A 21,453-nucleotide genomic window follows, 5' to 3' on the forward strand; every position below is an offset into this window, starting at 1 on the left:
GACTGACCGGCGAAGCCCCAACTTCGAGGGCCAGTATTTCAATGAGAGGCACGGGACCGCTGGTTTTTATCGCGTCTGGCGGTCCCACTTTTTCGCGCATGATCCGGGAAAGTGGGCACCGGTTTTCCGAGTAGATCATGCGCAAACCAAAAGAGCGCTAGCGCCAACCCAGCTTCTCGAAGAACGCCGCGATCTCGCTCGCCGCGCGATCAGGATCCTCGCGATGCGGGAAATGTCCGACGTCCGGAAACATCGAAAGATCAAGATTCGGAAATGTCTCGCCCAGCCGATCGGTCCAGGCATAAGGAAACAGCGGATCGTGCTCGGCCCATCGCACGCAGGTCGGCGCCGCAATCGGCGGAAGTTTTGGCCCCGCGCCTTCCATCATCGTCACGCGCCCGGCGTGGGCTGCGCGATAATGCGCAAAGCCGCCGGCAAGATTGCCTGTCTTGAGGTAGTTGTCGGTGAAGGCTTCCAGCACGTCATCGAAGGCGTGCTTGCGGTGCGACCAGTCTTGCAGGAAATGCCGGATGTAGGTCCGGCAGCTTTCGCGTGCGGCGCCGACCAAAGCGGGCGCCATATCCATCTGGTGGAACGACTGATACCAGATGTGATTGAGCCGGTCGGGCGCGCCCATGCGCGCGCCGATGCCGGGATAGACGAAGTCGAAGAAGAACAGCCCGGCGAGGCGGTCGGGCGCCATTCGGCCCAAGGGTTGCATCGCGGCGCCGCCGACGTCGTGGCCGACCACGCCGAATCGCTCGATTCCGAGCTGATCCATCAGCGCCAGCATGTCGGTCGCATGCTGATCGGGGCCATAAGGGCCGTCCGGCTTGTCGCTGTCGCCAAATCCGCGCAGATCCGGTGTGATCAGGCTGAAGCGGCCGGCGAGCCGCGTCATCACCGGCTCCCAGGTGAGCCAGAATTCCGGCCAGCCATGCAGCAAAAGCAGCGGCTTGCCCGTTCCGGTCCGCGCCACGTGGAACGCCGCGCCGTTGGCGGTGATTTGGACGTGTTCGATCATGGTCGCTCTCTCGTCCGGCACTTAAAAGCGTCGATGATTTATCATTCCGCGCCTTGTCTGGTCAGCCGTCCTCGCCTAGAACACGGCCCCGACCACGGGGGCAAAGCGCCCCTGTTTTGGCACCCAAGGAGAGGTGGCAGAGTGGTTGAATGCACCGCACTCGAAATGCGGCATAGGTGCAAGCCTATCGGGGGTTCGAATCCCTCCCTCTCCGCCACGCTTCGCCCTTCGGGCTACGCGTGGCAGGCCACCCCTGGCTGAAGGCGAAGGGTGTCTCCCGAAGCTCCGAAGGAGCGTAGGGAGACTGTCGCGTGTGGTACGTCTATTTCCTCGAACTGAGCAATGGCGAGGTGTAGACGCGAATCGTGAGCGGGTTCGTTTTCAGATTCAACATGTCAAACAGCGGAGAGGCTATGACTCGGCATTCCCGCGGCACGAAACGCGCCCGGGGTGATGCGTCGACTCGTGCCCTCTGAGATCGGAGGGCACGGGGAATGCCGGATGCAGGCCGCACCCGAGAGCCTTGCGTGCAAAAAAAGTGCACTTGCGCACGCAAGCATCAACAGGGCAGCCAGAACAACCGGCATTCCCTGCGCGATGGTTTACGGCTTATACGTGGTCTCCTCGGAGTGCCGGGCTTGTTAGCCTCCGTCGCCCTCGCGAATGTCTCGCGAGAACTTGACGCCAGCGTCGGGGCGTCGGGACCGCACGATTTCGCTCGTCCGCGAGAGATGCTTTCGTCGGCGCGCAAAGCACGCTGAACCCCCTCACGTCCACCGCATCCCGCTGCCAACGTCCGTGACGATCGCGAGCCGCCCCTCCTAAAGGCAGCGGGACGGGCGGTGACATACACCTGATTCGCGCTTCTGGAAAAGCGAAATATTTTGGCGAGAGGGATTGAACGGGCGCAGTGCATTGAGGTGGCTTGCGAAATTAGTTTTTACGCGCGGTCCGGTAGATATGAGAGATACGGTAGGATCGGACGACCCGGTCATGCGAGAATGGCAAGAGCGCCCCGGGTCGTTTACTTCTTCAAGACCGGCGACTTCATCAAAGTAGGAATGGCCGCAGTTGGGAAGGGCGAGACCTACAGAGAGAGCCGGCAACATACCCACAGGAACGCGGTCAGGTCGTGCCAGACCTCAAGGGTCGCTTAGACGAATTAAATTCAGACACCGTCAGCGTCGTGTGGCTTCGCCGGACCGTCAACGCACTCAAGACCGCTAGCTTCCGTTTTGCCAATACGATGAAGGAACAGATGATCGATGGAGCCCTTGCCGCCGTAAGAGATGTGATAAAACATCATATCGGCAGCGTGCTGGAGAGCTTTTGGTCGCTGTTCTGAGAACGCTGGCATGCCGGCGCGTGACGACAAGGAACCCCGTGATGGCGACCCTTTCGACCGTCGATATGAAGCTGATCGACAGCCTGTTCGGCATGTACGGTGGATACGTGCTCAATTTCAGCAATAAGACGTTTGCGTCGTTTTTCTCTCGGGACATCGGCATTGACATCTACGACGACGCCTACGCCATTCATGGCACGTCGAAGGGCAAGCGGTTGTGGGCTTTCTTGGAAGTCGGTCAAAGCAGTGCCGTCACGAAGGAGTTGCACGCGCTTTGGGAAATCCGTGAGGCGGAGCGCATAGAGCGCGGCGAGGAGGAAAAGTTACCGCAAGCTCGCGCGCGGCTCACGGTTGAGGATCCGAGGATAACGGCAAGCGCTCGGTCACACGGGCCGCGGAGGTGCTGCCACACGAGCAGCGCGTCATCGGGCCAGCTTCTTGCAGCACGAAGCTGGTACTAGGCTGCAGTTGCGAGCCGGATGATACGTTCTTTGCTCTCGTCGTCATCGATGACGTTCGCCGATCTCGAGAGCACGGTAAGAAGCGTTCCTAACTCTTTCTTATTGTGGACCACGGCCACCCTTTGGGGTGCGTGGTCCTTCAACAGGGCGATGTCGCCGAACTTCATCGAGGCGTTCGCGACGGAGTTGGGACGTTTGGTGACCGGCTCGAAGATCGTTGGACGCGTGTTCGGAAGGCGGACCACAGTAGCGAACTGCCATTTCTGATTGGACGCGCCAACAATCTCGACGTTCTTAGCGACTAGCTTCGGCTCGAAGACTTTGACCAACCGTTCGTAGAGACGCGTCTTGCGATCCTCGAACGTCTTCTCCGCAAGGGCGTCGGCGGCACGCATGGCCGCGTGTTGTGAGCAGTTGGCAATCGTCACTACCGCGCCAGCAAGTTGTTCCCGCGACGCCTCAAGGACAAAGAAAGCTTGGTTGTCGAAGCGGACGCCGGCGTCAGCCGCGATTGCGTGTGCGGGCTTTGAGTACATCAGTCCCGCGCCCATCAACTCGGCTTCTTGGTAGCCGTATCCGAAGTCGGAAACGAAGAAGCGGTGTTCGCCGCGTTCGATCCTGACAACTACGGTCGACCCGCTCGGATACATCAAGGGCGTGCGGATGAACGACCCACCCACGCGATGCTCCGTGGCAACGATCTCGCGTGCGATGTCGTCCACTAGCTGATTGAACTTCTGTGTATCGGCGGTGCTCATGAGACCAGTACTTGTCGGAAGCCACCTTTGAGGAAAGTGGCACAGTGCACGGCGGTAAGCCGCCAACGGTCTACAAGCACTGGAATTCAGTTCTCGTTGGCTGGCACCAGAAGCTTCAGCACAACGGAGCCTATCGAATGGACCTGGAACTGATGCAGGCTGACATTGCGTTGCTCTTCAGGACTGCGTTCGGCGATGAGATCACGCCCAAGATCCTAAACAAATACGGATTGAGACTGTCGCCGCAAGTCGACAAGGCCGCGCTTTCGAAGGTCAAGCTCGGCGATCTGACTCTCGAAGATCTAAAAGCAATAGTGAAGCCGGCCACGGAAGCGGACGACGAAGACTAGCAGCGCTGTTGTTTACCCGGCGCGAAAAAACGCGATGTCTGCCGATGAACAATGGCGCGCCACGGCCGATGAAGATGGGCACTACTGCTTCGCCGTGGCGCTATGACGATCCGGCCGCCGAGACGATCCGGCCGGATAACCAGCGATGGACTACGATCTTGCGCTACGCCCCATGGGCGGCTGTCTTCCCGATTTCGCCGGTGGTCCGGTTACCCTTCGATAGCGGCCCTTTCGACCAGTCGCGGGATCGACGTGATGGGCCATTGGCGGAGGCTCCCATCGAGCAAAATCGATGCGCTTTTCCTCACAGAGCAGAAGTAGCCTCGACGCCTCACCAGCGATGCACGGCCAAGATCAAAAGGTGACAGACGACCATTCAGATTGTTTTGTCTTGCCGCAGTCTTCCAAAAGAGGATATTTTGTCACGTGACGCATGCGACCCTTGCTTCGGTCGCGCGGGCTTTGCTCCTCCGGCCCCAGCCTGCGTCTCATCCCCCACATTCCGACGTAACCTCACCGAGAAAGACGGGAGACGATCACATGCCTAATGCCCAATGCCTTTGCGGCGCTCTTTCACTGAAGTTGCGAGAAACGTCAAAGCTGATTGTCGCGTGTCACTGTCTCGCCTGCCAGCGACGAACCGGTTCGCCATTTGGCCTCGGCGTTTTCCATGCGATTGACACCGTCGAGATCTCGGGAACGGCTACGGAGTTCATTCACGTCGGCGATAGCGGCCGTAAGGTGCGATGCTATTTTTGTCCAACATGCGGCTCGACGGTCTATTGGAAGCCCGACATCTTGCCAGCTCTAATCGGCGTCGCGGTTGGCGCGCTCGGCGACCCTGGCTTTCCGGCTCCCGCCCTTTCGATATTCGAGCGGTCGAAGCATCATTGGGTCCATGTTGATGAGGCAGTCGAGCATTTCCAGAAAAGCGGGCTGCAAAAAGGTGCCTGAGCGTCGTGACGGCCGGCCTTCCTTCAGAAGCGGACGCTCGGTCCGAACACGCCGATCTGCATCGGGTCATTCGCGTCGGCATTGCCTTGTCCGCCTTCTGGCCCGCTTTCGACAATAGTCCATCAATTGCTGCCCAAGACGCTTGCTGTCGTTTTGGATTTGGTGCGGTCATCGTTTCGCGCAGCTCGACGCCCTCCCGTGTCCCCGTCGTGTCCCCGGGGGCCACCCTGATTCCCTAGAACTTTCGGGGGATAAGTTTACAAGCTTCCGCGCTTTGAAAAAGTTTCCCGACGGTTTCCCAGCACAAAAGCGATACGGCCAAAACCCGTTGTAAGTTATTGATTTTATTGGCGCGCCACGGCCGATGAAGATGGGCACTATTCTTTCGCCGTGGCACTATGACGGCGGAGTCTGTCGCGCGAGAGCTTACGATTTGATACTACGCTCGGGGAGCATCTTCGCGATTTCCTTTGGGCAATACGGTTGCGCTTGGAGGCAGCCCCCTCGATCGCGGGTTTTGGGAGAGAGCCGAATGAGTTTGGATGATCTGAGAAAAACCCTGCAAGGGCTATCGCCTGGGAAAATGGCAGGCATCCATCATGACGTCTATGTCGAGTTATTTCCGCCCGGTGAACCAGACGAACGAGCCCGAGGGGCCTGCTACGAATTCGCAAAGGCTTTGGGCTGTCGCATCGAGAACAAGCCGCAAGAGAAAACGGTCTGGTTTGTGAAAGACTGACCGCGCGCCTCAGATTGTTATATGTTTTAGGTGAGCGACCATCTTCTGAATTGCGCTTTGAAGGGCTACGCAAGACAGCGGGTACGTTCCGGTTGACCACGACAAAGCAGTAACGGCTTCGCGCGCAATAATGGTGGCGGTTGGTCCGTGGTGACTTGAGATTGTGTGCAACTCGTGACCAAAGATGGTATTTGGTTTCGTCTCGGTTATGTAGAGCGACCGCCCAGCCCAATTCGGATGCGCCACCTCGCAGAGCTTTGAGTAAGTGTCACGGACAATGCGCTGCTCAGGAATCTTATCGGCGATTTTATCGATTACCGTGGTGATATTCGTCGGCTTATAGAAGTCCTCTTGACCGGATAATCTCGAGGCATGAATTACCTTCAACAGCTTGTCCTCCAAATCCTTAACTTCCCCTTGGTCGTGGTATTTCACAAAGTTGAAGGAGTTGCTTGCTGCAACCTTTTCAAGTGCCGGTCTGATCTCGGTCTGTAGCCAACTATATGCAGCCGTCGTCTCCAGTGCAGCTCGTGACATGATTGCTGCGCAAAGAACGTCACTTCGCCTGACTGCCCACACCGCAGATCGCGTAAGGTCTGCTAACCTCCAGGCGCTCATGATCGTGAACGCTTCGATCTGGCTAAGCATATCGTGCCAATACAAACGGTACATCTTGAGCATCGCTTCGTCCGCAGACAAAGCCTGGGTCCGAGATTTTGCGACCTGCGCAAAAGCGTCAGCAGTTAAAGACTGCCAAGTGTAACGAGGCGGAATGGTCTGGAGGAGTTTGTTGAGTGCGGCGATATTGTCGTTTGCCTCCTCGAGCCACCAGTTGTCGTCGTCGGCCCGAAGGCGCTTTAAAAGCGAGGTGTCTAGTGGTGGAACGAAATGCGCCTTTGACCTCGCTGCCATGCGTTTTCCTTGTCCCTCTTGGCGTAAATGATTGCCACTGCACCTATTGCAGAAAGCTGAAAAACTGACAGCCCGGCCCGTGGGAACTCTTTTGTGGCTCGCGGTGCCTAATCGGTGAAGCGATTACCTCGGCCAACATTGCACGTTGCGCAAAGAGTTCGCAGGTTATCCTCCCGCGTCTTTCCGCCCTTCGACCACGGAACGAGGTGATCTACGTGAAGAACGCATTCCGCGTTGCGCGCGGGATGATCGCCCCACAGCACGCATTTAAACCGGTCACGGTGGAGCACGCGAAAGCGCAGGCCAAGTGGAATTTCTCGACCATCCTCCAGCAATCGGCGCGACGCCGGCACCTCCAACGCTGCGGGAATGCGAGGCCGTGCATCCACTTCCTGTGTGTCAGGTACTGGAGCCGGTTCGGTATCTCGATTGACGCGGTCGACGAACGCCGCCAGCGCCTTGTTCCAGGTCTCGAAGCGCTTCGCATACGCTTTGCCGCCGACCTTCGACGGCGGTAACCCCATCTCGCGATACTGCGGTGGGCGGCCATAGTGCGTCCAGACCGTCAATAGGTTTTGAAAGCATTCCTCGTCCGAGTATCGGCGGCCCAAATTCGTCACTGTCAACCCTGCGGCTTCGAATGCGCCTCTCGAAGTTCCCCAACGACGCCGTAGCGTTTCGCCTGAGAATGGCAGATGTTCCTCCACATCCTCGATCGTTAAGGCGCTCTTGCCCAACCGTTCTGCTAGTTCTCGGAGTGCTTGCAGCACGTCCTTATCCGTCATCCGCCGTGACGGATGCGCGCCTCGGGTCGGCACCACTTCGCTAGATCTATGACCCAATCCGGCAGCTCGAAGCGCATCGGCCCAGGTGCCGAAGCGCCGGTACACCTTCCGTTCAACCCGCGCATGGTTGGCAAAGGCTGAAACCGTCAGCGCTCCTTGAGGCACCAATTCTGCGACCCGTCGAAGTTCAGCGAGGATGGCCTCGTCTGTGTATTCGGGCAGGCGACGGAGTTCGAAGACGAGAGACTTGGAATCATCCATGGTGAAACGTGAAGCTACAGCAGAGAGTCAGTCGGGGCCAGCAATTCGACGCGCTGGTAGGATTGCCGCCCGTAATCGGTCTGGGCTGGGGATTGGGGCTGGCGGTGTGGTGACCGGCGAGGCGACTCGCGCGCAAGATTCGCGTCTTCAGCAACGCGGGAGGCGGGCGATGGAATTCTTCTCTGGACTGGATGTCGGCATGGACGAGACGGCGATTTGCGTGGTGGACGACAAGGGCAAGGTGGCCCTGGAGATCACGGTCGTGACCGATCCGGAAACGATCAAGGCGGCGCTCAAGCCGTATCTTGGCCGCTTGCGGCGGCTCGGTCACGAGGCCGGGTCACTGTCACCGTGGCTGCATCCGGAACTGTTGAAACTTGGCCTGCCGGCGGTGTGTCTGGAGACCCAGCATGTGCGCGCCGCGCTGAAGGCCCAGCGCAACAAGACCGACAAGGCGGACGCGCTCGGGATTGCGCATCTGATGCGCACCGGCTGGTTCCGGCAGGCGCATATCAAGAGCGAGGCCTGCTACCGGCTGCGGCTGTTGTTGACGCACCGGCGCAATCTGAAGCGCAAGTGTCTGGATCTGGAGAATGCGATTCGCCACTCCCTGAAAGCGTTTGGCGTTCGTATCAGCGGCACCGGGCGCGGCGGCTTTGCGCAAGCCGTGCGCGAGGCGGTGGCAGGTGACGCGCTGGTAGCCGAGCTGATTGACGCCATGCTGAACGCGCGCGGGGCGCTGTGGAAGGAATACTGCCGCCTGCACGATCTCGTGGTCAAGTTGGTGGCGGGCCACGAGCTGTGCCGGCGGTTCATGCAGATCCCGGGTGTCGGACCGGTGGCGGCGCTGAGCTTCATGACGGCGATCGATGATCCGTCGCGGTTCAAACGGTCGCGCGACGTGGCGGCGTATTTTGGGCTGACGTCGCGGCGCTGGCAGTCGGGTTCTTCGATTGACATCCAGGGCCGGATCAGCAAGGCGGGCGATGGCGACGTGCGGCGCGCGCTCTATGAGGCGGCCTCCGCCTTGCTGACGCGCTTCAAGCGCAGAGACAAGGTCAAGACCTGGGGGCTCGCGATCGCCAAGCGCACGAGCCACCGCAAGGCAACTGTAGCCGTGGCGCGCAAGCTCGCCGTGATCATGCATGCGATGTGGGTCGACGGCACCTTCTACTGCGGCGATCCGGACGCACCCAAAGCGGATGTGAGCGCACGTGCCGCCGCCAAGCGACGCAAGCTGCTCGGAGCCTATGCATGACCAAACGCGAGCAGATTGCCGATCAATGACCCGATGACCGCAATGCTTTGAACACGGAGCTCCGCCGCAAGCGGACGAGGACCTGGTGCAGCAACAGAACGACGGAACGCACGCTATCTTGCCTGTGGCCACGCACTTGACGTGCAAGGTGGACCACGCCGGAGTGCCTGTGATGTGGCTCCGTCATTCCCATGGAAAGATGCGCCGCGACGGATTCCCGGCTGCCCTGATGCAGCACGTTTGTCCCGTCGATGAGCGCGGAAGAGTGCACGGCGCATCGGGACTCGCGGCTGTTGTGGCGCATCGCGTTCAAGCGTGGCGCAGAGGGCCTTGTCGTAGAAAGGAAAGGAAGCGAGAATGGGTGAGGTGGTACGCAACCAACGACCGATTAAGAGGGCAAGATAAAAGCGGGCGCAGCCCGCTCCCCCATCGGGGTATGCAAGCGCTTGTCTGCACATTGATTTTGGAGACGGCGCATGGCTGGCACGGAAAGGGCACCTGCTGGCGCCTTACGCAGAAAAACGATCGGCATCAAAGCTCCGAGCGCCAGCCGGCGTACTCTGTCGTGCCGAAGGGCTGGGTCGGTCGATCCAAGCCATGATCGCTTGGGCGAGCGCTGCCGGCCCGGCGTCAGCCCGTCAAGGCTCGCGCTCCGCGCGCCCGGCTCCGCCGGCTTGCGGCCTTGACCGGCTGCCGACGAGCCGGCTCTTTGCCACCAAGCGATCACGGCTTGCTGTGCGCGGGAGCATCCGCGCCAGTGTCGAAACGAAGCAGTCAGCAGCGTCTCAGATAATACCGTTGCTGATCATCTTGACCGCCGCAAGGTGTCGAAAGCTTTGCAACGGCACCGCCTTGGCAAATACGACAAGTTGCGTCGGATACTCGTAGTGTTTGGCGGGTGATTGGAATTGCAGATACTTCTCGCCAGACCGACGGGCCGCACCTTGCGGCTTTTTATCCTGCCTTGAGCGGCGGGACTCTCTCGCCGCACCATGGCGGGACGTGGCGTAGACATCGGCCATTCTGTGGATCGGCTAGGCTTGCCACAGTGGCGCCATGGCTCCCCCTCACAAATCGCAGCCACGGTGTCCGCCGGACCGCGCGCCACTTGACGATCTCTACGACTATGCACGTGCGCCCGCGCGTCCTGGCCGACGACGAGCGAAGCGCGCTTCGGTGACATGGACGGTGACGGACGACTGGCCGAAAGACGTACCGGTGACCGAATCCGAGATCGATGTGTTCGAAGCCTGGTTCGGTGATCTGTTCGACGAGTTGTTTGGAAAGGACTGAGGGGACATCACCATGGCTGCAACGGTTCGGGCGGCGCTCTACCTGCGGGTCTCGACGGGACGGCAGGCCGACAGCGATCTCTCCATCCCGGATCAGCGCCGCCAGGCGAAAGGCTATTGCGCCTCCCGCGGCTGGGAAACTGTCGCCGATTATGTCGAGCCCGGCGCGTCCGCGACCGACGATCGGCGACCGGAATTCCAGCGCATGATCGACGCGGCGACGGCAAAGCCGCCGGCGTTCGATGTGATCCTGGTCCACAGCTTCAGCCGTTTCTTCCGCGACCAGTTCCAGCTTGAGTTCTATGTCCGCCGGCTTGCCAAGAACGGCGTGCGGCTGGTGTCGATCACCCAGGAGCTTGGCGACGATCCAATGAGCAACATGATCCGCCAGATCATGGCACTGTTCGACGAATACCAGTCCAAGGAGAACGCAAAGCACACCCTGCGGGCGATGAAGGAGAACGCGCGTCAAGGCTTCTGGAATGGCGCGCTGCCGCCGATCGGCTACCGCGTCGTGGAAGCCGCCGAGCAGCGCGGCCACCGCACCAAGAAGACGCTGGAGATCGATCCCATCCAGGCCGAGACCGTGCGGCTGATCTTCCGCCTGGCGCGCGAGGGAAGCGGCTCTTCTGGGCCAATGGGCGTCAAATCGATTGCCAAGCATCTGAACGAATCCGGCATCCGAACTCGCGACGGCGGACGCTGGGGCGTCGATGCCGTGCACAAGGTGCTGACGCGCACGACATACATCGGCCGGCACCGCTTCAACACCAAGTATTGGAAGACGCGACAGCGAAAACCCGAGGCCGAGGTGGTCGAAATGGTGACGCCACCGATCATCGACGCGGCCGAGTTCGAGGCCGTGCAGATGCTGCTCAAGGCGCGCAGCCCCGCAATGAGCGCGCCGCGCGTTGTGAGCGGGCCGACCCTCCTTACCGGAATCTGCTTTTGCGCCGCCTGCGGTGGAGCGATGACGCTAAGAACCGGGAAGAGTGGGAGATACAGATATTACACCTGCTGCACCAAGGCCCGGCAGGGCGAGACCGGCTGCAAGGGCCGCACCGTTCCCATGGAAAAGCTCGACAGCGTGGTAGCCGAGCACATCGAGCAGCGCCTTTTACAGCCCAAGCGTCTCGAGCAGGTCCTATTGGCCGTCCTGCATCGCCGGAAAGAACGCGCCGAGCGCCGAACGACTCATATCGCCGAATTGCGCAAGCGTGCGGCCGAAGCAGAAGCCAAGCTCAAGCGATTGTACGACGCCATCGAGAACGGAATCGCCGACGTATCCGATCCGATGCTCAAGGAGCGCGTGACCGAGTTGAAGTCTGTCCGCGATCAGGCCTGCGCCGACGCAGAGCGGGCTGAGGGTGCGCTTGATCGGGCGGGGCCGAGCATCACACCCCAGGCGCTGAAAACCTTCGCCAGTCAGGCCCGCAAGCGGATGCGGACCGAGGCGGGCGGCTATCGGCGCGATCACCTCCGCGCGCTCGCCCAGCGTGTCGAGGTGGACGCGAAAGAAATTCGTATCATGGGGTCGAAAAGCGCGCTGCTGCGCACGCTGGTCGCGGCGTCGAGCGCAAAAACGGCAGGTTTTGGAGTGCCCAGTTTTGTACCGAAGTGGCGCGCCTGACACGATTCGAACGTGTGAGTCCCCTGATGGCATTTTCGTCGGTGACGGGCCGTTGGAAGAACAGGTTGTGGTCGGTGGCGCAATCCCATTTTCCGGCCGTAGGTCAAATGGTGGGTTTTGGTCCTGGAAGGTCAAAAATGCTTTATCGCTCAATGGGAGTTGACTCCCTCCCTCTCCGCCACGCTTCGCCGTTCGGGCTTCGCGTGGCACAGCCACGCCGTCTGCCCAGACCGGAGACATGGGTAACAGCCTGCGCCCATTCGCATGCGCTGTTCGTTTCGGATTCAAATGTCAAACAGCCACTCCGTCATTGCGAGGAACCAACGGGTCCACTCGAACGCGCGGCCCGATGACAGGCTCCGCGACGAAGCAATCCATACTGCTTCCATGGCAATAGTCTGGATTGCTTCGCTCCGCTCGCAATGACGGCGGAGAGACTGTGACTCTGCATTCCCGCGGCACGAAACGCGCCCGAGTGATGCATCGACGTCGTCCCTCCGGAAATCAGAGCAATGGCTTTACGGCTTATGACGTGCTCCGCGCGGCCTGTGACTTGGGCCTTAGCCTCACTCAAACGGAGCCGCACTTGCACGGCTGCCTTGATGTCGTTGCCCACTTCGAGAATTTCGACGGCCCTGGCCATGACGGGGCGCTTGGGCTTTCGGTCGAGGGTGCGGAGCAATGCCAGCATCTCCTCGTGTTGTTCGCCGAGTCTGCGCCGCCTTCTCGTCCCTGGGGTTCGCAATATCTCTGAGACTCGCAAGAAGATCGGAAGCGCAGCGGTGCGATCTCATGCCCGCGAGATAGAAGCCTGGGCCGTTCCGGAGAGTTCGCGCCCCGCCGACACACAGTTCTGCACGAAGGGGTGCATACCATTCGCGCCGTCGCAAAATTGCCCCTCGGCGGTGACATTTCGCCGCCACGTCGTCTTTTGCTCGTCTCGATTCGTCGTGTCTTGTCCCGATCAAGCGTGGTGATTTGCCTCAGCTTGCCGGCCGGGTTCCTTTCGGTTGTGCAACGAGGCCCATCAAGGAGGACAGAATGTCTCAGCTCGATTCGCTGGATGGAGTGTTGGCTCGGGATGATGCCTTTAGCGAATTTTTCACAGCCCTGGCCGGCCTCGCCTCCGGGCACAATCAGCTCAGCGGCACGAACTGGACCAACATGCTGCCCGCCGGCGGCAGTGATGCCAATGTGCTCGGCGGCAGCGACACGATCTCGGGAAGTACCGGGAGTGCCAACTGGCCGACGACCCATGACAGCCCGCTCCCGCTCAGCTCCGGTGGAAGTGACGGTAGCGTCGCCAGTATCTTTGCCAACCTGCTTCAAACCATCGAAAACATGCACGGCTCGGCGGGTCTCGGCGGCATTGCGCCTGTCACCGATCCGGCTCCTGTCACAAGTCCGGCTCCGGTCACGGATCCGGCTCCTGTCACCAGCCCGGCGCCTGTCACCAACCCGACTCCTGTCACGGACCCGGCTCCTGTCACAAGCCCGGCGCCAGCCGGCAGCCCCATCACGCTCTCGGCTGATTATGCAAGCTCCCACACCGATGCTGGTCCTTACTGGGCCATGAACTCGACCTGGAATGAGGGCAACCTCGTCAATGGCACGGACTTCACTCAGTCCCTGACGCTGGATAGCGCCAACTTCCCGAACGAGACGACGATCAGCTGGAACTGGCCGAATACGCCGGCCGGTGGCAACGTGTACTCCTATCCGGCCGTGTTCTACGGCGACTATCCCGGCTTCCCTGCGCCGGCGACCGACGTCACGGCGGAGCAGGTCAACAACATCCATACGCTGACGCTGAGCCAGAACGTCTCGCTCTCCGGCCAAACCGACCAGTATGATGCCATGTACGATGGCTACCTGACATCGACGCCGGACGGCGGTCAGTCGGACATCCAGCACGAGATCGAGGTCTACGTGCATCAGCCGAGCTATGTGCAGGACTGGATCGCGAACCTGCCGCAGCACAGCTATACGGACAGTCAGGGCATGCAATGGACGATCGCCAGCTCGGGTAACATCGTCATATTCGCTCCGACCAACGGCCAGGATCTGACGAACAACAACATCGACCTCAAGGGGCTGCTACAGGCCGCTGCGGCGGATGGCGTGATCTCCGGCAACGAGTATTTCAATGGTATTGCTCTCGGCAATGAGCCCCGCGAGGGCAGCGGCAGCATGACCATCCACTCGTTCTCGGTGAACTACGACGGCGACCATACCGCGGCGGCAACTGCCGCGACACAGGCCGCCACTGCTCCGATTGCGACCACGAACGCAGCTCCTGCACCGGCTGCCAGCGACCCGGCGCCGGCTCCGACACCTGTCACCAACCCGACTGTGGCGACAGGGGCCGATGCGTTGGCCGCCTTTCAACATGCAATCCAAGACAGCATCGCTCATATTCATATGTGGGGCTAACCTGGCCGGCGCGAACAGGGGACGAATTTAAGGGTCAATCGCGACCTCAAATGCGCCAGGGCCGCCGTTCAAGGTGGCCCTGGCGTGCGTCCGCGACGTTATCCCGCGGAGGTTCACCTCTCCCTGACGGGGAGAGCTGCATCGAAATCGCGGCTAAACGATTCAAGACTCAACATCCCGCTTTAGCTCTGCTCCTTCATGACGACGGCAACAACCGCGCCGGAGAGAAACGTCAGCGCCGCGATGGAGACGATTGCCCAGGAAAGACCGAACCAGTCGGCGATCAGGCCGGCTGAGAGCGCGCCGATCGCATAGCCGAGGTCGCGCCAGAACCGGTAGACGCTCAGCGAACGCGCCCGCCACGACGGATGCGACGCGTCGGAGACGGCGGCGATCAGGCTTGGATAGACCATCGCGGTGCCGATGCCGAGCAGAACGCTGCCGACGAGCCACCACTCGAAATGACTCGTGGCAGCAGTGAGGAACAAGCCCGCTGCCTGCACCCACATGCCACCAACGATCAGGCCCTTGCGTCCCCAGCGGTCGGACAAGGGACCTGTGGCGACCTGAAGAATGGCCCAGACCGCCGGGTAGATGGCCTTCAGGATGCCGATCCGATTGATGGAAAGACCGAAGGAAACGAAGAACAGCGGGAAGATTCCCCAGCTCATGCCATCGTTGAGATTGTTGACGAGCCCGGCCTGCGAGGCGGCAAACAGATTACGATTCCCAAACGACGTGAGGAGAAAGATTTCGCGGAAGCTCATTGGAGATGCCTGCCTTGCATGGGCCGCCGTCTCCAAGCGCACATGCTCGCGGGTGTCGCGCACCAACAGGATCGACAGCGCGGTGCCGAGGATGGCGTAGGCGACGCCGAGATAGATCGGCGCCGGGCGCAGGCCGTAGTCGGATGCGATATAGCCGGTGAGGAAGGCCGTCACGCCGACCGCAAAGTAGCCGGCGAACTCGTTCAAGCCTACCGCAAGCCCGCGCGACTTCGGCCCGACCAGATCGATCTTCATGATCACCGTCATCGACCAGGCGAATCCCTGGTTGATGCCGAGCAGGGCATTGGCGGCGATCACCCAGCTCCAGCTCGGCCCCCACATGATCATGAAGGGCACCGGCAGGCCGACGAGCCAGCCGAGGATCAGAACGCGCTTGCGTCCCCAGGCATCCGCGAGCTGGCCCGAGACGAGGTTGGCGAGCGCCTTGATGACGCCGAACGAGATGATGAAGGACACGACCAGCGTGGTCGACTCGAGCTTGAACTCCTCAGCGCCGATCAAGGGCACGACGGTACGCTCGAGCCCGACCATGCCGCCCACGAACGCGTTGATGAGAACCAGGAGCGAGAATTGCTGCCAGTTTTCGCGCAGGCCCAGCGAAACAGTTGGCGCCGCCGCCTGCAGAGAGGCGTCCGAGTTGCTCATGTCACGCGGCTTCGGGCAATGCGCCGGAATTCGCGGCCCTGATGCGGACGGCCTCGGGCGGCGCCGGCGGAATCTCCGAGGTCATGAAGCGGACGAACTCGTCCTCGCTCTCGATGCGCAGCGCCTGGTTGTAGCGCTTCTCGAAGCCGATCGTCGAAGACGGTTTCCCGCTCAGCCGCCGTCCGCAGACCGAGCCCGAGAACGCGCCGGGGAACACGTCGACGTAGTCGGGCAGGGCCTTGAGGCGATTGGTGCTGCGGAACAGGTCCTTCGCGCCTTGCTCGGCGCTGACGGCAAGCTCGGTGCGGCCGAGGTCTCCCACCATCAGCGTGTGGCCGGTGAAGACGAGCCATGGCTCGTCGCTGCGCGTGTGGTCGGTCACCAGGAGACAGATGTGTTCCGGCGTATGACCCGGCGTGTGCCACACGCGCGCGGTGACGTTTCCGAGCGGCAGCACGTCGCCATCCTTCGCTGCCGTGAAAGGAAACGAGACATTCGCGTTCGCGGACAGGACATATTGCGCACCGGTCGCCTTGGCGAGCTGGCGCGCCGCGGAGAGATGATCGGCGTGGACGTGGGTGTCGATCACATAGTTGATGCGCATGCCCGTCCTCTCGGCCGCCTCGATGTAGGGCTCGATGTCGCCGACGGGATCGACCACGGCGGCCGTCGCCTTGCCTCCACAGCCGAAAAGGTAGGAGATGCCGACCGGCTCGAAGTGCAGAAATTGGCGTACGATCATGGGGTTGCATCTCCCTATAAGGTAGGCTAGATTTTCATTCAATCGATCTGCTGAATGATATAACGAGGATCAGGCGTGTCAAGGACCAGCCCGAAACAGGCGATCTATCAGCACCTTGCTTCTGTGGCGCAGGCGCTCGGTCACGCCCACCGGCTGGAGCTGCTCGAACACCTGGCGCAGGGCGCGCGCAGCGTCGAAGAGCTGTCGGTGCGCGCCCATCTCACCTTCGCCAACACGTCGCGTCATCTGCAGATCCTCCGCCGCGCGCGCCTTGTCGAAGCCGAGCGGCGCGGCAAGCACGTGCTCTATCGGCTGGCGGGCGACGCGGAAGTCGTCGGGATGATCAAGGTGCTCGGAGAGCTCGGCGAACGCAACATCGCCGAAATCGGCCGCGTCGTGACCGATTATTTCGGCGCCCGCGACGCGCTGGAGCCGGTGTCGCGCGCGGACCTGCTTGCGCGACTCTACGAAGGGCTGGTCACGGTTCTCGACGTGCGTCCGGAGGATGAATTCGCGCGCGGGCATCTGCCGAGCGCCGTGAACATCCCGTTGAGCGAGCTCGAACGTCGCTTGAGCGAGCTGCCCAGGGATCGCGAGGTGATCGCCTATTGCCGCGGCCCGTATTGCATCCTGTCCTTTGACGCCGTCGCGGCGCTCAGGACGCGCGGCTTTCGCGTGCGACGACTGGAAGACGGTTTTCCGGAATGGAAGGCTGCAGGCTTGCCGGTCGAGTCGGTAGGCTAAGAAGGAATCATCTCCCTTTATGTCGCGCAGCTGCGCGGCAATTGCAGGGTTCCCTCTCGAACTGTGACTCCGCCCACAGTGGCGCGGATTACTCCGTGGCAACCTCCCTCGGCATTGGAGGAAGGTGCCATGTTTCTCATCGATGCGCTGCTTGTGCTCGCGATGCTGTTCTTCCTGTTCCTGCCAATCACCGATCGCAAGACGGTGCAGATGAAGCTCGCCGTGCTGTGCGCGCTGCTGGCATTGTTCGGAGCATCTGTGACGCGGACGCGCGTTCCCGAGATGCAGCTTGCGGGCGTCGTCTCGACGCGTTGATCTCTAAAGCGCGATGACTTCATCGTGTTTTGGCCTTTTGTGTGCGCATGATCTTTTCGGAAAACCGCCACACACTTTTCCGGATCATGCGCCATCCGGCACGTAGCGCATGGCGATGGCGAGGCGATTCCAGACATTGATCATGCCGATCAGATAGGTGAGATCGACGATCTCCTTGTCGGAAAAATGTGCACGCAGCGTCTCGTAGTCGGCGTCGGGGGCGCGCGTCTGTGCAACATTCGTCAGCGCTTCGGTCCACGCCAGCGCGGCCCGCTCGGCGGGCGAATAGTGCGGCGATTCGCGCCAGGCATTGAGCAGGTAAAGCTTCTGCTCGCTCACGCTGGCCTTGCGCGCGTCTTTGCTATGGACGTCGAGACAATAGGCGCAGCCGTTGATCTGCGACGCACGCAGCTTGACGAGGTCGATCAGGTCTTTCGGCAATCCGCAGCGCGCGAGATAGACCTCGACGGCGCGCAGCGCCGCATAGCCGTCGGGCGCAACATGGGTCGGGAGCAGGCGTTCGGCGTGCATGATTTTTCCTTCTCTCGTCGAGCCGCACCGAGCATCGCTATTCAAATCGAAAGGATCAACATGAATGTGGCGCGGATCGCGACGGCTTCCCGTCAAGCCTCGCATGCGCTATCCCCGTTCACATGAACAAGATGACGAATCCGGGCGGCGAAGCAGCGAAAGTGGCGTCTCCGATCGCGCACGCCGGCGGCTGGCAGAATACCGTCGCGTTGACCGGCTTCATCCTGGTCGCGATCGCGCAGGTCTCCAACATGATCCTGGCGCGGGGGCTTGCGGGCTCGGTGCCGCCGTTTGCGCTGGCCTTCTTCCGCTGGACAATCATCGCCGCGGGGCTCGCGCCATTCGCGCTCGCGGAGATCCGATACGGCAAGATTCCGCTCGTCAGGAACGCGTGGCCGATCCTGGCCGCTGGCTTCATGGGCATGTTCCTCTGCGGCGGTCCGATCTATATCGCCGGCGTCTCGACCACCGCGATCCACATCGCGCTGATCATGGCGCTGTCGCCGATCATGGTGCTGTTGATCTCGGCCGCCCGCGGCATGGAGCATATCGGCCCACTGCAATGGCTCGGCACGGTGCTGGCGCTTGCCGGCGCGCTCCTGATCATCTCGGGCGGTCATCCCGAAACATTCGCGCAATCGAGCGCGGCATGGGGCGATTTGCTGGTGGTGCTCGCGATGCTCGGCTGGTCCGGCTACACGTTGGTGCAATCGCGCGTCGCGCCTGGCGCCTCGCTGCTCGCGCGCGTCAGCCTGTTTGCCGCGGCCGGCGCGCTCTGCTCGCTGCCGCCGGCAGCGTGGGAGATGTGGACCACGCCGGCGCAAGCGTTCAGCATCAAGGCGCTGGAGGCCTATCTCTTTGCGGGGCTCGTACCGGGCCTGCTCGCCTATGCGGGCTTTGCCTGGCTCGGCGGCAAGTTCGGCTCGGTGCGCACCTCGCTCGTGCTCTATATCGGCCCGATCGCGAGTGCGCTGCTGTCCTTCCTCATCCTCGGCGAGCCACCGACGGCGATCCATTTCATCGGCGGCTTTTTGATCCTCGGCGGCGTCTGGGCAAGCTTGCGCAGATAATCCTGCTTCGCACGACGCACCTCGCAGGACGAGTTCAGGCCGCGCCCGCACTTCGCTGCGCATAATTCCGCGCGAATTCCAGATACCACTCCAGGCACGCCGGATTGGCCATCGCGTCCTTGTTGATGACGTTTTCGAGGGGGTGACCGAGCAACAGCCGCTTGATCGGCAGCTCCTGCTTCTTGCCGGAGAGCGTGCGCGGGATCTCGGGTACAGCAAAGATCTCGTTCGGCACAAAGCGGCGGGACAGTCCCGTCTCGATCGCCTTGTTGATCTTGGTTTCCATCGCGCGGTCAAGCGTGATGCCCTCGCGCAGCACCACGAACAGCGGCATGTAGCTTTCGCGGCCGAGATATTCGAGATCGACCACCAGGGAATCCAGCACTTCGGGCAGCGCCTCGATCGCCGAATAGATTTCGCTTGTCCCCATGCGCAGGCCGTGGCGGTTGATGGTGGCGTCGCTGCGGCCATAGATCACGCAGCTTCCGTCCGCGTTGATCTTGAGCCAGTCGCCATGACGCCATACCGCGCCGCGGCCGCTTCCATCGTAATTATCGGGATAGGTATCGAAGTAGCTCGCGCGATAGCGCGCATCGCCGGGATCATTCCAGAAGCGGAGCGGCATCGAGGGCATCGGCTCGGTGCAGACGAGCTCGCCGACCTCGTCGATGACGGGGCGCCCGGCTGAATCGAACGCTTCGACCGCGGCGCCGAGCAGGCGGCATTGCATGGTGCCGGGAACCTGCGGCAGATCGCGGCAGCCGCCGATGAAGGCGCCGGCGAAGTCGGTGCCGCCGGAGATGTTGGCCCACCACATCGTCTCCTGCTCGCGATTGCCGTTGGCGGATGCGAGCTTCGCGAAACGTTCATTGAACCAGGCCTGCGTGTCAGCGGCGAGCGGCGATCCGGTCGAGCCCAATGCCCGCAGCCTCGAAAGGTCGCCGGCCTCGGCAAGATCGATGCCGGCCTTGGCGCAGCTTGCGAAATAGGCCGCGCCCGCGCCGAAGAAGGTCACGTTGCTGTCGGCGACGAAACGCCACAGCGTCAGCCAGTCCGGATTGTCCCTGGATCCGCCGGGGCTGCCGTCGAAGATGCAGCAGGTCGTGCCGTTGAGCAGCCCCGAGACCTGGCAGTTCCACATGATCCAGCCGGTCGACGAGTACCAGTGGTAGCGCTCGCCGAACGAGGCCGGCTGATAGCTGCAACCGATATCATTGTGCAGCACGCTAAGCGCCATGCCGACGATCATGACACCGCCATGGCTGTGCACGATCGGCTTCGGCAGCCCGGTCGTGCCGGAGGAATAGACGATCCAGAGCGGATGATCGAAGTCCATCCATTCGGGCTCGAAGGCGCCGATCTCGGCGTCGCTGCCGGCCAGGATATTAGAGAGCCGGTTCGAGCCGGCTGCATCGCTGTGCAGGATGATGTGCTCGACGCTGGGCAGCAACGCGCGCAGCTCGTCGATCACCGGGCGGCGATCGTGTCTGCGGCCGGCATAGACCACGTGATCGCAGGCGATCAGCACCTTCGGCTCGATCTGCTTGAAGCGATCGATCACCGCCGGCGCCGCTATGTCGGGCGCGCAGACGCTCCAGATCGCGCCGAGACTCGCGGTCGCCAGGAACGCGATGATGGTCTCCGGGATGTTCGGCAAATAGGCCGCGACACGGTCACCGGGGCGCACGCCCTGCGCTTTCAGATGCAGCGCCAGGGCTGCCACCTTGCGCCGCAATTCCGGCCAGCTTGTCTCGCGTATCACGCCGTCTTCGCCGCTACTGATAATCGCCGTCTGTCCGGCGGCTTCCGCCGGGCCGACATGCCGCAGCACCTGGCGCGCGTAGTTGACCCGCGCGCCCGGAAACCACTCCGCGCCGGGCATTTTGCGCTGCGCCAGCACGCTTCGATGCGGTGTCGGCGATTTCAGGTCGAAATAGTCCCAGATGCTCTGCCAGAACGCGTCGAGGTCGCGGACCGACCATTGCCGCAGCTCCTCATAATCCCGAAAGTCAAGGTCGCGCTTGTCCCGGAGCCAGCGGCGGTAGAGCGTGAGTTGAGAGGGTATGGGTTCAGCCATGGTCGTCTTCGTCTTTGCACGTCCGGGAGGCACCCTGTCGCCGACGCGCGGAAAATTCAAGCCGCCGGCGAGACGGTCCGGAACCAACGAAGCCGCCTGCGACTTAATCGCACAGGCTCGCATCGAGGCTCAAGAATATGAAGATGCTCAAGCGGCTCTTTTGGCTGTCCTGGTGGCGCGGGGAAGATTCCAAGGAAGATCACACGTCAACAAGCACTCCCCCGGCTCGCGTCGACGCGGAAGAATTCACGCAGCTGATCTGCTCCCGCCGCGTCCAGGATCTGCGCATCCTCGCGCGCAAGCTGAGCGCCGAGGCGAAGGCGCGCGTCTAGACTTTGG

The 21,453-nt window shown here is 61.6% G+C and carries 21 protein-coding genes and 1 tRNA gene; 13 read left to right on the top strand and 9 right to left on the bottom strand.

What is annotated here, in order from left to right; genetic code table 11:
* Positions 1–157: 157 nt before the first annotated feature.
* Positions 158–1,024, bottom strand: a complete 867-nt coding sequence (locus VKR55_RS06240) for an alpha/beta fold hydrolase (RefSeq protein WP_414642309.1) — start codon at positions 1,022–1,024, stop codon at positions 158–160.
* Between the two features lie 127 nt (positions 1,025–1,151).
* Here VKR55_RS06240 and VKR55_RS06245 point away from each other — a divergent pair.
* The 3 genes from VKR55_RS06245 to VKR55_RS06255 all read left to right on the top strand — a co-directional run bounded on the left by VKR55_RS06245 (position 1,152) and on the right by VKR55_RS06255 (position 2,830).
* A tRNA-Ser gene (locus VKR55_RS06245) sits at positions 1,152–1,241 on the top strand.
* 915 nt (positions 1,242–2,156) lie between these two features.
* Positions 2,157–2,369 carry a hypothetical protein gene (locus tag VKR55_RS06250; protein ID WP_324400821.1) on the top strand — a complete coding sequence of 71 codons (213 nt, stop codon included), beginning with the start codon at positions 2,157–2,159 and terminating at the stop codon, positions 2,367–2,369.
* Between the two features lie 41 nt (positions 2,370–2,410).
* Positions 2,411–2,830 (top strand): hypothetical protein, encoded by a 420-nt coding sequence (locus tag VKR55_RS06255; RefSeq protein ID WP_324400823.1) that lies wholly within the window; start codon positions 2,411–2,413, stop codon positions 2,828–2,830.
* Here the strand turns inward: VKR55_RS06255 and VKR55_RS06260 are convergent.
* Entirely contained in the window at positions 2,827–3,588 is a 762-nt protein-coding gene (locus tag VKR55_RS06260) for a hypothetical protein (protein WP_324400825.1), read from the bottom strand. The genes VKR55_RS06255 and VKR55_RS06260 overlap by 4 nt on opposite strands.
* An 11-nt stretch (positions 3,589–3,599) precedes the next feature.
* On the opposite strand from VKR55_RS06260, the gene VKR55_RS06265 reads away from it, so the two are divergent.
* The 3 genes from VKR55_RS06265 (at position 3,600) to VKR55_RS06275 (ending at position 5,631) form a co-directional block, all read left to right on the top strand.
* Entirely contained in the window at positions 3,600–3,938 is a 339-nt protein-coding gene (locus tag VKR55_RS06265; protein ID WP_324400827.1) for a hypothetical protein, read from the top strand.
* Between the two features lie 540 nt (positions 3,939–4,478).
* Positions 4,479–4,892 carry a GFA family protein gene (locus VKR55_RS06270; RefSeq protein WP_324400829.1) on the top strand — a complete coding sequence of 138 codons (414 nt, stop codon included), beginning with the start codon at positions 4,479–4,481 and terminating at the stop codon, positions 4,890–4,892.
* A gap of 532 nt (positions 4,893–5,424) precedes the next feature.
* Entirely contained in the window at positions 5,425–5,631 is a 207-nt protein-coding gene (locus VKR55_RS06275; RefSeq protein WP_324400831.1) for a hypothetical protein, read from the top strand.
* 9 nt (positions 5,632–5,640) lie between these two features.
* On the opposite strand, the gene VKR55_RS06280 is transcribed toward VKR55_RS06275, so the two are convergent.
* Positions 5,641–6,543: a hypothetical protein gene (locus VKR55_RS06280; protein WP_324400833.1), complete on the bottom strand. Its 903-nt coding sequence runs from the start codon at positions 6,541–6,543 to the stop codon at positions 5,641–5,643.
* A gap of 107 nt (positions 6,544–6,650) precedes the next feature.
* Positions 6,651–7,589: a homing endonuclease associated repeat-containing protein gene (locus tag VKR55_RS06285; protein ID WP_324400835.1), complete on the bottom strand. Its 939-nt coding sequence runs from the start codon at positions 7,587–7,589 to the stop codon at positions 6,651–6,653.
* Positions 7,590–7,758: 169 nt separating this feature from the next.
* Here VKR55_RS06285 and VKR55_RS06290 point away from each other — a divergent pair, with 169 nt between their 5' ends.
* Positions 7,759–8,847 carry an IS110 family RNA-guided transposase gene (locus VKR55_RS06290; RefSeq protein ID WP_324400837.1) on the top strand — a complete coding sequence of 363 codons (1,089 nt, stop codon included), beginning with the start codon at positions 7,759–7,761 and terminating at the stop codon, positions 8,845–8,847.
* 785 nt (positions 8,848–9,632) lie between these two features.
* Here the strand turns inward: VKR55_RS06290 and VKR55_RS06295 are convergent.
* On the bottom strand, positions 9,633–9,869 hold the full coding sequence (locus VKR55_RS06295) for a hypothetical protein (RefSeq protein WP_324400839.1): 237 nt from the start codon (positions 9,867–9,869) through the stop codon (positions 9,633–9,635).
* 283 nt (positions 9,870–10,152) lie between these two features.
* Here VKR55_RS06295 and VKR55_RS06300 point away from each other — a divergent pair, with 283 nt between their 5' ends.
* Positions 10,153–11,769: a recombinase family protein gene (locus VKR55_RS06300; protein WP_324400841.1), complete on the top strand. Its 1,617-nt coding sequence runs from the start codon at positions 10,153–10,155 to the stop codon at positions 11,767–11,769.
* 1,041 nt (positions 11,770–12,810) lie between these two features.
* On the top strand, positions 12,811–14,202 hold the full coding sequence (locus VKR55_RS06305; RefSeq protein ID WP_324400843.1) for a hypothetical protein: 1,392 nt from the start codon (positions 12,811–12,813) through the stop codon (positions 14,200–14,202).
* 182 nt (positions 14,203–14,384) lie between these two features.
* On the opposite strand, the gene VKR55_RS06310 is transcribed toward VKR55_RS06305, so the two are convergent.
* Both VKR55_RS06310 and VKR55_RS06315 read right to left on the bottom strand, forming a co-directional pair.
* Positions 14,385–15,635: an MFS transporter gene (locus tag VKR55_RS06310; RefSeq protein WP_324400845.1), complete on the bottom strand. Its 1,251-nt coding sequence runs from the start codon at positions 15,633–15,635 to the stop codon at positions 14,385–14,387.
* Between the two features lies 1 nt (position 15,636).
* Positions 15,637–16,377, bottom strand: coding sequence for an MBL fold metallo-hydrolase (locus VKR55_RS06315; protein ID WP_324400848.1), 741 nt, complete (start codon positions 16,375–16,377; stop codon positions 15,637–15,639).
* Positions 16,378–16,452: 75 nt separating this feature from the next.
* Here VKR55_RS06315 and VKR55_RS06320 point away from each other — a divergent pair, with 75 nt between their 5' ends.
* Together VKR55_RS06320 and VKR55_RS06325 are read left to right on the top strand one after the other, a co-directional pair.
* The gene (locus tag VKR55_RS06320) at positions 16,453–17,121 is read left to right on the top strand and encodes an ArsR/SmtB family transcription factor (protein ID WP_324400850.1); all 669 of its coding nucleotides are present in this window, start codon (positions 16,453–16,455) and stop codon (positions 17,119–17,121) included.
* A gap of 129 nt (positions 17,122–17,250) precedes the next feature.
* A complete protein-coding gene (locus VKR55_RS06325) occupies positions 17,251–17,436 on the top strand; it encodes a hypothetical protein (protein ID WP_324400852.1) in 186 nt (61 codons plus the stop codon).
* Between the two features lie 84 nt (positions 17,437–17,520).
* On the opposite strand, the gene VKR55_RS06330 is transcribed toward VKR55_RS06325, so the two are convergent.
* Positions 17,521–17,967, bottom strand: coding sequence for a carboxymuconolactone decarboxylase family protein (locus VKR55_RS06330; protein WP_324400854.1), 447 nt, complete (start codon positions 17,965–17,967; stop codon positions 17,521–17,523).
* 122 nt (positions 17,968–18,089) lie between these two features.
* On the opposite strand from VKR55_RS06330, the gene VKR55_RS06335 reads away from it, so the two are divergent.
* Positions 18,090–19,037 carry a DMT family transporter gene (locus VKR55_RS06335; protein WP_324400856.1) on the top strand — a complete coding sequence of 316 codons (948 nt, stop codon included), beginning with the start codon at positions 18,090–18,092 and terminating at the stop codon, positions 19,035–19,037.
* Between the two features lie 34 nt (positions 19,038–19,071).
* On the opposite strand, the gene VKR55_RS06340 is transcribed toward VKR55_RS06335, so the two are convergent.
* Positions 19,072–21,114 (bottom strand): acetoacetate--CoA ligase, encoded by a 2,043-nt coding sequence (locus VKR55_RS06340; protein ID WP_324400858.1) that lies wholly within the window; start codon positions 21,112–21,114, stop codon positions 19,072–19,074.
* Between the two features lie 137 nt (positions 21,115–21,251).
* On the opposite strand from VKR55_RS06340, the gene VKR55_RS06345 reads away from it, so the two are divergent.
* Complete coding sequence (locus tag VKR55_RS06345; RefSeq protein WP_324400860.1) at positions 21,252–21,446, top strand: hypothetical protein; 195 nt, start codon at positions 21,252–21,254, stop codon at positions 21,444–21,446.
* Positions 21,447–21,453 lie beyond the last annotated feature (7 nt).

Source organism: Bradyrhizobium sp. (assembly GCF_035309285.1).
Lineage (GTDB): Bacteria > Pseudomonadota > Alphaproteobacteria > Rhizobiales > Xanthobacteraceae > Bradyrhizobium.

Coding starts and splice junctions, on each gene's coding strand:
- VKR55_RS06240 (WP_414642309.1), bottom strand. CDS start 1,024: ATGATCGAACACGTCCAAATCACCGCCAACGGCGCGGCGTTCCACGTG.
- VKR55_RS06255 (WP_324400823.1), top strand. CDS start 2,411: ATGGCGACCCTTTCGACCGTCGATATGAAGCTGATCGACAGCCTGTTC.
- VKR55_RS06260 (WP_324400825.1), bottom strand. CDS start 3,588: ATGAGCACCGCCGATACACAGAAGTTCAATCAGCTAGTGGACGACATC.
- VKR55_RS06270 (WP_324400829.1), top strand. CDS start 4,479: ATGCCTAATGCCCAATGCCTTTGCGGCGCTCTTTCACTGAAGTTGCGA.
- VKR55_RS06275 (WP_324400831.1), top strand. CDS start 5,425: ATGAGTTTGGATGATCTGAGAAAAACCCTGCAAGGGCTATCGCCTGGG.
- VKR55_RS06280 (WP_324400833.1), bottom strand. CDS start 6,543: ATGGCAGCGAGGTCAAAGGCGCATTTCGTTCCACCACTAGACACCTCG.
- VKR55_RS06285 (WP_324400835.1), bottom strand. CDS start 7,589: ATGGATGATTCCAAGTCTCTCGTCTTCGAACTCCGTCGCCTGCCCGAA.
- VKR55_RS06290 (WP_324400837.1), top strand. CDS start 7,759: ATGGAATTCTTCTCTGGACTGGATGTCGGCATGGACGAGACGGCGATT.
- VKR55_RS06295 (WP_324400839.1), bottom strand. CDS start 9,869: ATGGCCGATGTCTACGCCACGTCCCGCCATGGTGCGGCGAGAGAGTCC.
- VKR55_RS06300 (WP_324400841.1), top strand. CDS start 10,153: ATGGCTGCAACGGTTCGGGCGGCGCTCTACCTGCGGGTCTCGACGGGA.
- VKR55_RS06305 (WP_324400843.1), top strand. CDS start 12,811: ATGTCTCAGCTCGATTCGCTGGATGGAGTGTTGGCTCGGGATGATGCC.
- VKR55_RS06310 (WP_324400845.1), bottom strand. CDS start 15,635: ATGAGCAACTCGGACGCCTCTCTGCAGGCGGCGGCGCCAACTGTTTCG.
- VKR55_RS06315 (WP_324400848.1), bottom strand. CDS start 16,377: ATGATCGTACGCCAATTTCTGCACTTCGAGCCGGTCGGCATCTCCTAC.
- VKR55_RS06325 (WP_324400852.1), top strand. CDS start 17,251: ATGTTTCTCATCGATGCGCTGCTTGTGCTCGCGATGCTGTTCTTCCTG.
- VKR55_RS06330 (WP_324400854.1), bottom strand. CDS start 17,967: ATGCACGCCGAACGCCTGCTCCCGACCCATGTTGCGCCCGACGGCTAT.
- VKR55_RS06335 (WP_324400856.1), top strand. CDS start 18,090: ATGAACAAGATGACGAATCCGGGCGGCGAAGCAGCGAAAGTGGCGTCT.
- VKR55_RS06340 (WP_324400858.1), bottom strand. CDS start 21,114: ATGGCTGAACCCATACCCTCTCAACTCACGCTCTACCGCCGCTGGCTC.
- VKR55_RS06345 (WP_324400860.1), top strand. CDS start 21,252: ATGAAGATGCTCAAGCGGCTCTTTTGGCTGTCCTGGTGGCGCGGGGAA.